General features: G+C 68.9%; 14 protein-coding genes. 3 read left to right on the forward strand and 11 right to left on the reverse strand.

Annotated features, from left to right (window positions below; all coding sequences use genetic code 11):
• The first annotated feature begins 9 nt into the window (after window positions 1-9).
• The gene (locus AMK34_RS10210; RefSeq protein WP_073844833.1) at window positions 10-882 is read left to right on the forward strand and encodes a ferredoxin; all 873 of its coding nucleotides are present in this window, start codon (window positions 10-12) and stop codon (window positions 880-882) included.
• 113 nt (window positions 883-995) lie between these two features.
• Window positions 996-1,274, forward strand: coding sequence for a hypothetical protein (locus tag AMK34_RS10215; protein ID WP_037340809.1), 279 nt, complete (start codon window positions 996-998; stop codon window positions 1,272-1,274).
• A 131-nt stretch (window positions 1,275-1,405) separates the two neighbouring features.
• Here AMK34_RS10215 and AMK34_RS10220 read toward each other — a convergent pair whose 3' ends face one another.
• The 6 genes from AMK34_RS10220 to AMK34_RS10245 form a co-directional block, all read right to left on the reverse strand.
• A complete protein-coding gene (locus tag AMK34_RS10220) occupies window positions 1,406-2,563 on the reverse strand; it encodes a cystathionine gamma-synthase (RefSeq protein ID WP_038508355.1) in 1,158 nt (385 codons plus the stop codon).
• A gap of 51 nt (window positions 2,564-2,614) precedes the next feature.
• Window positions 2,615-3,208, reverse strand: coding sequence for a hypothetical protein (locus tag AMK34_RS10225; RefSeq protein ID WP_073844835.1), 594 nt, complete (start codon window positions 3,206-3,208; stop codon window positions 2,615-2,617).
• Between the two features lie 35 nt (window positions 3,209-3,243).
• Window positions 3,244-3,714 carry a hypothetical protein gene (locus AMK34_RS10230; RefSeq protein ID WP_038508352.1) on the reverse strand — a complete coding sequence of 157 codons (471 nt, stop codon included), beginning with the start codon at window positions 3,712-3,714 and terminating at the stop codon, window positions 3,244-3,246.
• Window positions 3,715-3,750: 36 nt separating this feature from the next.
• Complete coding sequence (locus AMK34_RS10235) at window positions 3,751-4,311, reverse strand: hypothetical protein (protein WP_038508350.1); 561 nt, start codon at window positions 4,309-4,311, stop codon at window positions 3,751-3,753.
• A 152-nt stretch (window positions 4,312-4,463) separates the two neighbouring features.
• Window positions 4,464-5,882, reverse strand: coding sequence for a hypothetical protein (locus AMK34_RS10240; RefSeq protein ID WP_073844837.1), 1,419 nt, complete (start codon window positions 5,880-5,882; stop codon window positions 4,464-4,466).
• 233 nt (window positions 5,883-6,115) lie between these two features.
• Window positions 6,116-7,486, reverse strand: a complete 1,371-nt coding sequence (locus AMK34_RS10245) for a cystathionine beta-synthase (protein ID WP_038508348.1) — start codon at window positions 7,484-7,486, stop codon at window positions 6,116-6,118.
• Window positions 7,487-7,678: 192 nt separating this feature from the next.
• On the opposite strand from AMK34_RS10245, the gene AMK34_RS10250 reads away from it, so the two are divergent.
• Window positions 7,679-8,899 carry an acetyl-CoA C-acetyltransferase gene (locus AMK34_RS10250; protein WP_038508346.1) on the forward strand — a complete coding sequence of 407 codons (1,221 nt, stop codon included), beginning with the start codon at window positions 7,679-7,681 and terminating at the stop codon, window positions 8,897-8,899.
• 99 nt (window positions 8,900-8,998) lie between these two features.
• Here the strand turns inward: AMK34_RS10250 and AMK34_RS10255 are convergent, their stop codons facing one another.
• The 5 genes from AMK34_RS10255 to AMK34_RS10275 form a co-directional block, all read right to left on the reverse strand.
• A complete protein-coding gene (locus tag AMK34_RS10255; RefSeq protein ID WP_073844839.1) occupies window positions 8,999-10,534 on the reverse strand; it encodes a DHA2 family efflux MFS transporter permease subunit in 1,536 nt (511 codons plus the stop codon).
• 225 nt (window positions 10,535-10,759) lie between these two features.
• Complete coding sequence (locus AMK34_RS10260) at window positions 10,760-12,028, reverse strand: YeeE/YedE family protein (protein ID WP_073844841.1); 1,269 nt, start codon at window positions 12,026-12,028, stop codon at window positions 10,760-10,762.
• Between the two features lie 211 nt (window positions 12,029-12,239).
• Window positions 12,240-12,821, reverse strand: a complete 582-nt coding sequence (locus tag AMK34_RS10265; RefSeq protein ID WP_228694858.1) for an LppU/SCO3897 family protein — start codon at window positions 12,819-12,821, stop codon at window positions 12,240-12,242.
• Window positions 12,822-12,932: 111 nt separating this feature from the next.
• Window positions 12,933-13,445, reverse strand: coding sequence for an LppU/SCO3897 family protein (locus AMK34_RS10270; RefSeq protein WP_038508338.1), 513 nt, complete (start codon window positions 13,443-13,445; stop codon window positions 12,933-12,935).
• Window positions 13,446-13,518: 73 nt separating this feature from the next.
• Window positions 13,519-14,355, reverse strand: a complete 837-nt coding sequence (locus tag AMK34_RS10275; RefSeq protein ID WP_038508335.1) for a Bax inhibitor-1/YccA family protein — start codon at window positions 14,353-14,355, stop codon at window positions 13,519-13,521.
• Between the last annotated feature and the right edge of the window lie 106 nt (window positions 14,356-14,461).

Genomic DNA, 14,461 nt, shown 5'->3' on the forward strand with positions numbered 1-14,461 from the left:
AGAGGGAACATGACCCAGCCACCGGCGTCCTTGAACCAGCAGCAGCAACAGCAGCTCGTCTGGCAGATCGGCCATGCCCTCGCGACGCCGCTGCCGCCCGGCTGGCGGCAGATGCGCGTCGAGTTCCGGGCGGCGGGCAGGCATGTCGAGGTCGACCTTCTCGTCACCGGCCAGGATGGGCTGCCGCGTCCGGTGCAGCCGAGCCAGGAAGCCGTGCAGTTGCTCGGCAACCTGCGGGCGGGGATGTACCAGCCCGGCCGCGGGACCTGGCTGAGCGCGATCCTGGTCTACGGTCCGGCGACCGTGCTCAGCACGGACTTCCTCGCGGACGTGGAGCCGCCGTGGCGGCAAGCGCCGCCGCAGATCGGCTTCCAGGACGAACTGCGGTTCTTCCCGCGCGCCGAGCAGTCCATCCCGCCCTGGCTGCGGCAGCGAGCCGGGCTCGACGCCGAGCCGCCCGCCGAACCCGCGGTGGCGACTCCGCTCGCCGAAACCCCGGAGGCGCTGCGCGTCCCCCGGGTCCACGACGGTCTCGACGAGTCGGGCCGCCCGATGGTGAACCGTGAGCCGCTGTCCCCGGCCGAGCGGGACCGGGTGCTGCGGTACCTCGACGGCGCGCCGGTCGTGCTGGCGTCGCGGACCTACGACGCCGACGCCTTCGACCCCGACAGGGAACCGTTGGTGCCGTTGAACTTCCGCACGGACGGCCGGTGGTATTGGCCGGGCGCGGTCGCCTACTACCTGCGCGAGCACGACGTCGCCCCCGATCCCGAACTCCTCGGTCACATCAGGGCGTTGCGGTTCACCCTGCCCGAGGTCGGCGAGCCGGAACGGGAACTCGCGGTCGCCGCGATCACCGGTCAGACGTCCACTGAGGACTGAGGTGTTCGAGGCCGATCCGCGGCCGGAAGATGCCACCTGACGGATACGTCACGTGACAAGTTCGCGGTCCGGGTACTCTTGACGGCGTCGGCGAAGGCGACCAGGGAGCACACATGGCACGGGGGAACATCGGCAGGGTCCGGGCGACCCGCTCCGCCGGGATGCTCCCGGTCGTGCTGGCACTCACCTCGGCCGCACTGCTGACCGGCGCCGCCGTCTACACGGTCGACCGCGCCGGCTGCGTGGACCCGGGCCAGTACATCCGGCACGACAACCACATCGAGCTCGTCGGCGGCTGCGTCGACGGCTCGGAGCTGCCCGCCGCGCCGCAGGGGACTTCGCACGAGGCGGACGCGAAGACCGGCGTCACGCCCAGCAACTTCCGCCCGTAACCGGGCGCTTCCTCCCACCACACCGCGCTGACCAGCGCGAAAGGAGCAAGGGACCTTTGCTGTCATTTGCTTAGCATGGCTACGCGAACGACAGCAAAGGTCCCTTGCTCGCTCTCCGGGCTCGGCGGCGGTCAGCCCAGGGCGTTGGCCAGATCGGCGATCAGGTCGCTGCCGTCCTCGATGCCGACCGACAGGCGCAGCAGGTTGTCCGGCACCTCCAGGGTGGACCCGGCGGTGCTCGCGTGGGTCATCCGGCCGGGGTGCTCGATGAGCGACTCGATCCCGCCCAGCGACTCGGCGAGGATGAACAGCTTCGTCTTCGACGCGGCTTCGAGAGCGGCCTGCTCACCGTCGACATGGGTGAACGAGATCATCCCGCCGAAGCGCCGCATCTGCTTCGAAGCGATCTCGTGGCCGGGGTGCTCCGGCAGGCCCGGGTAGTAGACCCGCTCGACCTTCGGGTGCTTCAGCAGCATCCGGGCGATCAGTTCGGCGTTGTCGCTGTGCCGCTCCATCCGCAGCGCGAGCGTCTTGATCCCGCGCAGGGTCAGCCAGGCGTCGAACGGACCGGGCACCGCGCCCGCGGCGTTGCGCAGGTAGAACAGCTGCTCGCGCAGTTCGTCCTCGTTCGTCAGAATCGCGCCGCCGACGACGTCGGAGTGCCCGCCGAGGTACTTGGTCGTCGAGTGCAGGACGACGTCGGCACCCAGCGAAAGCGGGTTCTGCAGGTACGGGGTGGCGAAGGTGTTGTCGACGACCAGGCGGGCGCCGGCGCCGTGCGCGACCTCGGCCAGCGCGGCGATGTCGGCGATCCCCAGCATCGGGTTCGTCGGCGACTCGCACCAGATCAGCTTCGTCTCCGGCCGGATCGCGGCGCGGACCTCGGCGATGTTCCCCAGATCGGCGACCGTATGCTCGACGCCCCACAGGCTGAGCACCTTGTCGATCAGCCGGAAAGTGCCGCCGTACGCGTCGTTGCCGAGCACGAGGTGGTCTCCGGGCCGCAGGGTCGCCCGCAGCAGGACGTCACTTGCCGCCATCCCCGACGCGTACGCCAGACCGTGCCGCGCGCCTTCGAGCGCCGCGAGCGCGACCTCCAGCGCGGTGCGCGTGGGGTTCGCGGTGCGGGAGTACTCGTAGTCGCCTTCGCGCGTGCCGCCGACGCCGTCCTGCGCGTAGGTCGAGGTCTGATAGATCGGCACGATGACCGCGCCGGTACGGGGATCAGGGGTCTGCCCGGCGTGGATCGCGCGCGTCTCGAAGCCCAGCAGAGAGTAATCGTCGGCCATACCCCCAAGGGTACGGCCACCCACCCGGGATCCCATCGGCTGGGATTGAACTCACCACTGCGCGGGTGGTTGTCCCTGCTGCTGGGCACCGGGAGCCGGCGGGTAGCCGGGCTGTGGCGGGTAGCCGAAGCTGGGCGGCTGCGTGGGAGTGTTCTTGGCCGCCAGCCAGCGCCCCGTCGGCGGGATCAGCGCGAGCACAAGGGTCGCGATCGCCGGGATCAGGACCACGAAGAGAAGCCAGCCGAAGCCGAAATGCAGCATCACCCCGCCGTACGAGAAGTAGAAACTCGAGCCGATCGCCCGGAACAGGAAGGTCAGCGCCACGAACCCGATCGCGCCCGCGGATCCGATCACGGTGAGCACCCGTCCGGCGCGTTTGCGCACGAGCAGCAGGATCCCGCCGCCCAGCAGCAGAGCCGCGCTGACGAAGTCCAGCACCGCCCCGACGACGAGGAACGAAATGACGTAATGGGAGAGCTCGATGACGTGGGACACGGTCCCGGCGAGGAACCAGAGCCCGCCGAGGATCGCCAAGATCCCGGCGATGATCCCGGTCGCCCCGCTCGGTTGCCGCGCCATTCCCGGCGGCGGGTAGGCACCGGGTGCCGGGTAGCCGCCCTGCGGCGGGTAGTGCTGGTAAGTCATTTCTCCCCTTTGCCGAATCCTTGTCCCATCCCCGGCTACCAGCCGGGAAGCCGATCCTGCTTCGACGGCTCCTCCTCGTCGGGACGCCGTCCCTCCAGCCAGTCCGAGGTCGGCCTGATCACCGACAGCACCAGCGCGGCGAAGGTCATCACGAACAGGACGAACGCGACCACCTCGCCTGTCACCAGTGGCTCTCCGTCCACTTCGGCGAAGAAGTACGCGCGGGCCGCTCCGTTCGCGAGCAACGTCGCCACCATCGCGAGCGCCGTCCCGGCGACGACGAGGGTGCGGCCGAGGGTCCGGCGCAGCAGCAACAGGATGCCGCCGACGAACAAGGCCGCCGTCAGTACCCCGTTCCACGCGGTTCCGGCGAAGTACTGGGGAGCCGGCCCGAGAAAGGCGAGCTGCCCGACGAAGGCGCCCGCCTCGGACAAGTACCGCATGCCGCACAGGATGGCGAGGACGGCCGCGCCGATCGCGGTCCCCGAAGACTGGTTCTGACCCATCGAACTCCCCCAAGCCGAGCCGGACGGCTCAGGATCTCACCATCCACCCTGCTGGGGAAACTGATTCTGCGGCCGATACGGCTGCACCGGGGCTGGCCGCCAGCGCAGGTACCTGAACGTCGGCGGGAGCACCGCCAGCAGCAGCGACACCAGACCGAACACGACCATGGCCAGCCGGAGGACACCGTCGAAGGTCGCGAACCGGAGCAGGATGTCGAGATGGATCCGGTACGGCACGCGGAACGCGATCGGCTCCAGCACGACGGCCAGGATGGCGAGCAGCGAGCCGAGGATCAGCAGGATGGCGCCGATCAGCGAACGGAAGAACGTCGTCAGCGCGCCCATCAGCAGGAACAGCGCGGCGACCAAGTACAGCACCAGTTCGACGAGCGCGAAGCCGGGCAGGTTCGAAAGGCTGAACCCCGACGGGAGCTCGATGAAGTAGCGGATCGGGATGAAACCGGACGCGAGCGCCCCGACGAGGCCGAGCACCGCCGCGATGATCGCCGTCGCCCCGGACGGCTTGGCCTGCGGTGCGGGGTACCCGAAACCTGGCGGTCCGGGCTGCTGGGCGGGATATCCGTACGGACCGGTCACGTCGCTCCCGTCGGGCCAGGTGTGGTTAACGGCGCTCACCCTAGTCCGCGGGTACCGGCCGTGGCAGGCGAATCGGCATACCCCGGCCAAAACGGAACACCCCCGGCCACGGGCCGGGGGTGTTCCGAACAAAACCGTTCAGTGGCGGCGAATCACCACTGCTGCGGGGGCTGACCGGGCTGCTGGCCCGGCTGGCCGAAACCGCCGCTGGGCGGCCCCTGCTGTCCGGGCTGCTGCCCGAAACCGCCGGGCTGCTGCGGGGCCTGGCCGAAACCACCCTGCGGCGGCTGGCCCGGCTGGGCGAACCCGCCACTGGGCGGGCCCTGCTGACCCGGCTGCTGCCCGAAACCACCGGGCTGACCCTGCTGCGGGAAACCACCCGAAGACGGGCCGGGCTGTCCGGGCTGGCCGAAGCCACCCGGCTGCGGCTGGCCGAACTGTCCGGGCTGGCCCGGCTGACCGGGCTGCCCCGGCTGACCGAAACCACCCTGCGGCGGACCGCCGAAACCACCGGGCTGACCGCCCTGCGGGGCGCCCAGCACCGAACCGCCGCCACCGAGGCCGACGAACTGCGCGGTCGCCGGGATCAGGCCCAGCACACCGACGATCAGGATCACGATGCCGAGGAGCAGGTGCAGCAGGCCACCGCCGATACCGGCGCCTTCCCGAGCGGACGGCGGCAGCTTGTCCAGGAAGTCCGACGACGGGGTCGAACCGCTGAGCAGGAGGACGCCGAACAGCACCAGCAACGCGCCGCCCGCGGCGACGACGATCGGCGCGATCTTCTTCACCGTGCCAGGGAGCTTGCCCGCGAGGGCGAGCCCCACACCACCGGCGATCGAGACGAGCGATCCGACCAGAAGCATGATCACGTAGAACCAGGTGGCGCCCGGACCGGCCACACCGGCCTCGTCGAGGAACTTGTCGATCTGCTCCTGGTTCGGAGCGCTGTCGAAGATCTTCGAGTAGTCGCTGGCGTCACCGAAGTAGACGAACGAGACGATCAAGGCGATCAGGCCGAGCAACGCCACGACGCCGCCGGCGATGAACCCGAACATCTGGTTGCCACCGCCGCCGCCTGCTGCCGCGGGGCTGTAACCCGGGGGCGGCCCGCCGAAACCGGGCTGCTGGCCGAAGCCGCCCTGCGGCGGTCCGCCGAAGCCCTGCTGCGGCTGGCCGAAACCGGGCTGCTGGCCCTGCGCCGGGTCGAACCCGCCCTGCTGGGGCTGGCCGAAGCCCTGCTGCTGACCGAAGCCGCCACCCTGGGCGCCGTAGGCACCGGCGGCCGGGTTGTCGGCCGCGCTCGGCGGCGGGGCGTACGGGATGGCGGGCGGCTGCGAACCCGGCGGCACGAGCTGGGTGGACTCGGCGGTGGGGCTCTCCCCGCCACCGCTCACCGGCTGCACGACCTGGGTCGCGTTCGCGTCGCCGGAACCCGGCTGGACCGGCTGCACGACCTGCGTGGGCTCCGGCGTGTCGCCGAACCCGCCGCCCTGTTGCTCAGGGGAAGGCTGTTGCCCGTACTGCGGCTGCCCGTAGTCGGGCTGGGCCGGCTGACCGGGCTGCACCACCTGCGTCGGTTCCGGGGAACCGAACGGGTTGTCTTGCTGCGGCTGAGGGCCACTCGGGGGTCCCTGCGGTGGCTGGGCGCCACCCCAAGGCTGATTCGGTGGCTGCGGAGCACTCATTTGGGTCTTGAACCCCCTTGACGAGGACATAAAAGTTCAACTCACCCGACACGCTATCGGATAGCCGGGTGGGCCGCTCGTAACGCCCCGGCCCGACCATCCGATGAAATGCCTCTTTACCGTCCCGCGAGAAACGCGAGCAGGTCGTGCCGGGTGACGACACCCGCCGGTTTGCCGTCGACCAGCACCAGCGCGCCGTCGGCACCCGAGAGCGCCTCCATCGCCGCGCTCACCTGTTCACCGGCGCCGATGGTCGGCAGCGGGGGCGACATGTGCTGCTCGAGCCGGTCGGCCAGCTGGGCCTTGCCGGTGAAGAGCGCTTCGAGCAGATCGCGCTCGTTGACCGCGCCCACGACCTCGGCCGCCATGACCGGCGGCTCCGCGCTGACCACGGGCATCTGGCTGACGCCGAACTCCGAAAGGATCGCCACCGCTTCGGCGACGGTCTCGTTCGGGTGACTGTGCACGAGGCTCGGCAGCGAGCCGCTCTTCTTCATCAGGACGTCGCCGACGGTCGCGCCGCTGGAGTCCGGCGGCAGGAAGCCGTAGGAGGACATCCAGCTGTCGTTGAACACCTTGGTGAGGTAGCCGCGGCCGCCGTCGGGCAGGAGCACGACGACGACGTCGTCCGGGCCGAGCCCCTCGGCGAGCTTGAGCGCGGCGGCGACGGCCATACCGCACGAACCGCCGACGAGCAGCCCCTCTTCGAGCGCGAGGCGGCGGGTGATGTCGAAGGAGTCGGCGTCCGACACGGCGATGATCCGGTCGGCGATGTCACGGTCGTAGGTGTCCGGCCAGAAGTCCTCGCCGACGCCCTCGACCAGGTACGGCCGCCCGGTCCCGCCGGAGTACACCGAACCTTCGGGGTCGGCGCCGATGACCTGGACGCGTCCGTCGCTGACCTCCTTGAGGTACTTGCCGGTGCCCGAGATCGTGCCGCCCGTGCCGACGCCCGCGACGAAATGCGTGATCTTGCCCTCGGTCTGGCTCCAGAGCTCCGGGCCGGTCGAGTGGTAGTGGCTGGCGGGGTTCTCGGGGTTGGCGTACTGGTTCGGCTTCCAGGCGCCTTCGATCTCGCGGACGAGACGGTCGGAGACGTTGTAGTAGGAGTCCGGGTGCTCCGGCGCCACCGCGGTCGGGCAGACCACGACGCGGGCACCGTAGGCCTTGAGCACGTTGCGCTTGTCCTCGCTGACCTTGTCCGGGCAGACGAACACGCACTTGTATCCCTTGCGCTGCGCCACCATGGCCAGCCCGACGCCGGTGTTGCCGGACGTCGGCTCGACGATGGTGCCGCCGGGCTTCAGTTCGCCGGAACGCTCCGCGGCTTCGATCATCCGCAGCGCGATGCGGTCCTTGACGCTGCCGCCGGGGTTGACGTACTCGACCTTGGCCAGGATGAGCGGCTGCAGCCCCTCGGCCAGTGCGTTCAGCTTGACCAGAGGGGTGTTGCCCACGAGGTCCACGATGTGCTCGACGTATTCCACTCCCACAGCCTAAACGCCGCAGGTCGCGATGTGTCCACTCAACCGGGCGGCGTGAGAACCGGGATCAGACGGGGCCGACTGAAAGAGTGGCGTGGGTCGCGTTCGCCTTTGACCCGCACCTCCCTCCGGTGGAGGATGCGAGGTGAGCAACCGCTTAGCGCGTCTGGATCGAGAACAAGGGAGTGTCGTTCCATGCCCGAAGCCGTCATCGTCTCCACCGCCCGATCCCCGATCGGCCGCGCCGGCAAGGGATCGCTGGTGAGCATCCGCCCGGACGACCTCACCGCGCAGATGGTCCGCGCCGCGCTCGACAAGGTCCCCGAACTCGACCCGACGCAGATCGAAGACCTCATGCTGGGCTGTGGTCTCCCCGGCGGCGAGCAGGGCTTCAACATGGGCCGGGCCGTCGCCGTCGAACTCGGCTACGACCACCTGCCCGGCTGCACGATCACGCGGTACTGCTCGTCGAGCCTCCAGACCACCCGCATGGCGCTGCACGCGATCAAGGCCGGCGAAGGCGACGTGTTCATCTCCGCCGGTGTCGAGACGGTTTCCCGCTTCGCCAACGGCAGCTCGGACTCCTGGCCGAACACGCACAACCCGCTGTTCGCCGACGCCGAGGCCCGCACCGCGCAGGTGGCGGCCGAGGGCGCCGACAGCTGGACGGACCCGCGCGAGAACGGTGTCCTGCCGGACGTCTACATCGCGATGGGCCAGACCGCCGAAAACCTGGCGCGGCTGAAGAACGTTTCGCGTGAGGAGATGGACGAGTTCGGCGTCCGCTCGCAGAACCTCGCCGAGAAGGCCATCGCCGACGGCTTCTGGGCCAACGACATCACCCCGGTGACCCTGCCCGACGGCACGGTGGTCTCGAAGGACGACGGCCCGCGCGCCGGCGTCACCCTCGAAGGCGTCTCCGGCCTCAAGCCGGTCTTCCGCCCCGACGGCCGGATCACCGCGGGCAACTGCTGCGCGCTCAACGACGGCGCCGCCGCGGTGATCATCATGTCCGACACCAAGGCGAAGGAACTCGGCCTCACGCCGCTCGCCCGCGTCGTTTCGACCGGCGTTTCGGGGCTGTCGCCGGAGATCATGGGCTATGGCCCGGTCGAGGCGTCGAAGCGGGCGCTCGCGCGCGCCGGGATGTCCATCGGCGACATCGACCTCGTCGAGATCAACGAGGCGTTCGCCGCGCAGGTCATCCCGTCGTACAAGGACCTCGGGATCGACCTCGACCGGCTGAACGTCAACGGCGGCGCGATCGCCGTCGGCCACCCGTTCGGCATGACCGGCGCGCGGATCACCTCGACGCTGATCAACTCGCTGCGGCACCACGACAAGCAGTTCGGTCTCGAGACGATGTGCGTCGGTGGCGGCCAGGGCATGGCGATGGTGCTGGAGCGCCTCTCCTGACCCGCTGACCTGCGGAAAGGGAGCAAGGGACCTTTGCTACCGCTTACTTAGCCACGCTAAGCGAGTGGTAGCAAAGGTCCCTTGCTCCCTTTTCGTGCCCTAGTGGGTCATGACCGGCGGCGCCGCGGCGACCTCACCGTCGACCGCGCCCCCCGGCGGCGCGGGCTTGGTCTTCGGCAGGAACGCCGCCGGGATCAGGCACAGCGCGAGCAGGATCATCGACCACAGGAACGTCGTCGAGAACGCGTCCGCGGTCAGCCCCGAAGCCGCTTCGCGCGTCGCCGGGTTCATCACCGCGGCCGTCGCGGCCAGCTGCCCCTGCGCGGTCGGCACGCCGAACTTCCCGGCCAGCAGGGCCGCCAGGATGATCGACAGCACGGCCGAACCGATCGCCCCGGCGGTCTGCTGCAAGATGTTCGTCGCCGTCGAAGCCTTCGCCATGTCCTGCGACTTGAGCGTCTGCAACGCGGCCGAGGTGATCGGCATCATCGTCGCGCCCATGCCGAGCCCCATCACGAACAGCGCCGAAAGCAGCAGCCAGTACGGCGTCGCGGCGGTGATCTGGGTGAAGGCGATCAGCCCGGCGAGCATCAGCACGAGACCGGGCAGCACGATCTTCCGCGCGCCGATCTTGTCCGCGAACCGGCCCGCGATCGGCATGGTCAGCATCGCGCCGACACCCTGCGGAGCGAGCAGCAGACCGGCGTTCATCGCCGATTCGCCGCGCGCCAGCACGAAATACGTCGGCAGGAGCAGCATCGCGCCGAAGAACGCGACACAGAAGAAGGTCATCGTCACCATGGCGACGGAGAACGACCGGTTCTTGAACAGCTTCAGGTCGAGCAGCGGGTTCGTGACCCGGTTCGCCCGGAACACGAACGCCACCAGCAAGGCGACCCCGGCCAGCGCGGGCAGCCAGACGTCCACCGCGCCGACACCGCCCGCCGCCGGGATGTTCGAGACGCCGAAGATCAGCGCCGCCAGACCCGGCGAGACCATCAGCATGCCGACGAAGTCGAACCGCTCACTGGGCTCCGGCCGGTCCTTCGGCAGCAGGCGCCAGGCCATCGCCATGGTGATCAGGCCGATCGGCACGTTGATGTAGAAGATCCAGCGCCAGCTCACCGCGTCGACCAGCCAGCCGCCGAGGATCGGGCCGCCGATCGGGCCGAGCAGCATCGGCACCCCGAGCACGCCCATCACCCGCCCGATCCGGTGCGGACCGGCGGCCCTGGTCAGGATCGTCATTCCGGCGGGCATCAGCATGCCGCCGCCGAAGCCCTGCAGGACCCGGAAGATGATCAGCGATTCGACGTCCCAGGCCATCCCCGCGAGCATCGAGCCGATCAGGAACAGCCCGATCGCGGTCATGTAGAGCCGCTTGGTGCCGAAGCGGTCCGAAGCCCAGCCGGTGATCGGGATGACCGTCGCCAGGGCGAGCATGTAGCCGGTCGCGATCCACTGGATGGTGTCGAACGAGGTCTGGAACTCGATGGTCAGTTTCTGGAGCGCGACGTTGACGACCGTCGTGTCGAGGATCGCCATGATCGCGCCGAGGATGACGACGCCGGCGACCTTGAGCACGCCGGCGTCGAGTTTGTCTCCGCCCGGTGCGGCCGGGCTTTGCGTTGACATGAAAGGTCCGTCCCCTGGTACTGAGTGGACGCGACAACCCCCGTGGTCGCGACTACGAGATCGACGCCCGGCGAAGCGCCGGGCCTTCCCCAACCGAGCTTGTGCACGAGGGCACAAACTCAGGTATGTAGCCGAGGGTAGCCGAACACGGGTTTTACCTGCCAACTTTTTCCCTGTATGCGGGCCGAAAGGGCAGGCCCGCGTACAGGTTGTCACGAAGAGTGATCAGCAGACGCTGTCGGTCGGGGCAGGGTTACCGAGCCCGAACAGCGGCCGCAGCTTGAGCCCGATCCAGGTGCCGCCGAGCGCGAAGACGCCCCACAGCCAGCCGTGGAGGCTGCCGACCGAGATACCGCCGAGGTAGGCGCCGATGTTGCAGCCGCCGGCCATCCGCGCGCCGACGCCCATCAGGATCCCGCCGAGCACCGCGGCCACCGCGGTCCGCCACGGGATCGAGCTGTGGATCTTCCACGCGCCCGCCGCCGCGGCCGCCACCCCGGCGCCGATCATGATGCCGATGTCGGTGAGGCTGTTCTTGTCCTTCCAGATCGGCCCCGCCAGCGAAGCCGCGTTCGCCTTGATCCGCCAGAACTCCCAGGTCTCGGGGTGCAGGCCGAACACCTGCAGGATCTTGGCGCCCCACAGGCTGAACGCGCTCGTGACACCCCAGATCCCGCCGGAGACCAGGAAGACCGCGCCCGCCAGCACACCGAGGACGACGGCGCCGACGAGGATCGGCCAGGAGCCGCGGTAGATCCGGGCGAATCCGCGCGCGGTCGGGACGACGTCGACCGGCGGCGGGTTGCGGCGCTTCTGCACGAACCGGGTGCCCAGCACGATCGCGGCGAGGACGGCGACGGTGATCACCCACGAACCGAACCAGCCGACGTGGTCGGCGAGCAGGACACCCTTGAACTCGGGCCAGCCCGACAGCAGCGGATACGCCCACGTGTAGAGAACCGATCCGGTGATGAACCCGCCGAGGGTGAGCACGATCGTCGACTGCCCGGAGCCGACCGCGAACAACGTTCCCGACGCGCACGCACCACCCAGCTGCATGCCGATGGCGAAGATCGTCGCGCCGACGAACAGCGCGAGCCCCAGCCCGCCCGCGGTCGGCTTCGGAGTGCTGCCGAAGAGCCCGGAGCCGGTGCCGACGATCAGCGCGATCAACGTCGCGGCCGTGCCGAGCAGCAGGGTATGCGCGCGCAGGCCCTGGCCGTTCCCGACCGCGATCAGCTGACGCCAGGCCGAGGTGAATCCGAACCGGGAGTGGAAGAGCGCGAGGCCGAGCAGCAGGCCGAGGATGAGCAGCACCCCGAACTTCGCGCCGTGCGCGGCCCAGACGTACCAGGTCAGCCCGACCGCGAGGGCTCCCGCGACCGCCAGCGGCACGACCTTGACCGGTTCCTCCGGTCGCGGGACCGGGGCGGCGCAAGAGGTCGGGAAGTCGAAGAGTTTCTTCTCACCGGCTTGGGTTTCCGTCGTCGCCACCAGGACTCCTGATCGATCGGCGGGGTGGGGGACGAGCAACGTTAGGACCGGTGACCACCCGATCGCAGCCCGTCCCACACTGTGCGACGAACGGCGGCTCCGACGCGGCCGGATGGCGGGGTGGTAGCAAAGGTCCCTTGCTCCCCCGGCACGCGTGAAGGCCCCCTTTCCTCCGCTGAGCCGAGGAAAGGGGGCCTTCACGCGCTTAGGTCTACTCCGCCGTCTTGATGCAGATCGTGGTCGGCGGCGTCGAGTACGTCGCCACTCGCTTGGCTTCGGTGCCCTCGCAGGTCGCCTCGTCCGAAACGTTGGCGATCTTCACCAGTTCCGCGTCCTTGGCGGGGTCGGTGCAGGACACCTTCTGGTAGCCGGCGGTCTTCGAGGTGTAGCCCTTGAGGCAGTCACCCTGTTTGACGTTGGGCATGAGGCACAGCGTGTACGAGATCCGGCCGGACATCGAGATGCTGTCGTAGCCGCCCTCCGGGCAGGACTCGCCGCCACCCACGCGGGCGGCGATCTTGACGTTCGCCTCCTGCGCGCCGCAATCGGCCTTCTTCGGCTCGTCGGCCGTCCGGGAGAACTCGGTCACGCTCAGGCATTCACCGGCCTGGGCACTGCCCGTCCCGGTGAAGTGATTGAAGAGGAACAAACCGCCGCCGATCACGACGACGAGCACCGGGATGGCGAATCTCAGCCAACGGAGCTTGGACTTCTTGGGTGCAGACGGCTGACCGAAAACGTCGGGCTGTCCCACCGGCATTTGGCCCCCAGGGGCCGGCTGGGAAGTGGTCACCGAGAAACCTCACAGGTGTGAAGAGGAATGAGAACCTCGGTATCAAACACTTACCGTGATCAAGGCCACCACCCAGCCCCCTGAAAGAGTGAAAGCCCCTGGTGGAGGTCGCTATTTGAGGCTCTTCACGCAGACCGTCGACGGTGGCGTCGAGTAGCTCTTGAGATGGGTGGCCTCCGTGTCGTCACAGGTCGCGACACCGTCGACCACCTTCAGGACTTCGGCGTCCTTCGCGCGGTCCGAACAAGGAACCTTCTGATAGGCCACGCTGTCGGCGAGGAAGTTCTCGAGGCAGTCGCCCTGCTTCGCGTTGATCATCATGCAAAGCCGGTACGAGGCGAACGTCTTGTCGACGGTGAGCTGATCGTATTCGCCCGCCGGGCACGCGCCGCCGGCGTCGGTCTTCGCCCCGGCCTTCGCGTTGGCCTCGACGGATCCGCAGTCCGCCTTGGCCGGATCCTCGTCGACGTCGCCGAAGGTGGTGACCGCGTAGCAGTCGCCCACCCGGACGTCGTCCGTGCTGGAGAGATAACCGATGATCCACGAAGACGCACTGAGCACCACGATCGCGACCGGCAGCAGGATGCCCAGCCAGAACCACTTGGAACGCCTGTGTTCGGTCATGCCAGCAGGGTATTCGCCGCCACGGAAAAGGGCGCCCCGATCGCTCGGGGCGCCCTTTCGCGGAGAATCGGCGTCAGTCGTTTTGGAAGTACGACAGCAGCCGCAGGATCTCGAGGTACAGCCAGACCAGCGTGGTCATGAGACCGAAGGCGGCGAACCACGCCCACTTCGACGGCATGCCTTCGCGGATCATCCGGTCGGCCTGGTCGAAGTCGAGCAGGAAGCTGAACGCCGCGACACCGATCACCACGAGGCTGAAGATGATCGCGATCGGCCCGCCGTCACGCAGCGGGTTGAAGCCGAAGAAGCTGGTGATGAGGTTGACCAGCATCAGGATCGCGACGCCGACGACGGCGCCGATGATCCACTTCGTCAGCTTCGGGGTGACCTTGACCGCGCCGGTCTTGTAGACGACCAGCATCGCAACGAAGACACCCGCGGTACCGATGATCGCCTGCAGCGCGATACCGGGGTACAGCGCCTCGAAAAGGCCGCTGATCGCACCGAGGAAGACACCCTCGGCCGCCGAGTACGCCAGCGTGAGCGGGCCGCTCGGCTTCTGCTTGAAGATGATCACGAGCGAGATCACGAGGCCGACGATCATGCCGCCGACGAGGGCGCCGATCACGCCGCCGCTGATACCGGTGATCCGGCCCGCGGCGTCCGTGGGCAGCTGGCTGAGCGCCCAGATCGCGGTGAGCACACCGGTCACCAGCGCGGTGCCGAGGCTCAGCGCCGTCTTGATGACGACGTCGTCGACGGTCATCGGACGGTCGTCGGCGCCGGCGGAGGTCTGCGGAGGGCCGTAGCCGGGCACGCCGCCCTGGGGTTGGTTGAAGCCTACGTTGGGTCCGTACTGAGCCGCGCCACGCGGCAGGTTCCGGAACGCCGGGTTGCTACTGGATCGCACCTGATCCTCCTGGATCTACTGGCACCTGCATCGGGTTCAACGACCGCGAGGGCCGCCCGGTTCCCGTCGAAGTAAAGACGACTTTACTCACAATCGGCGCGACGCC

The sequence above is a fragment of the Amycolatopsis sp. CB00013 genome, from assembly GCF_001905755.1.
GTDB lineage: Bacteria > Actinomycetota > Actinomycetes > Mycobacteriales > Pseudonocardiaceae > Amycolatopsis > Amycolatopsis japonica.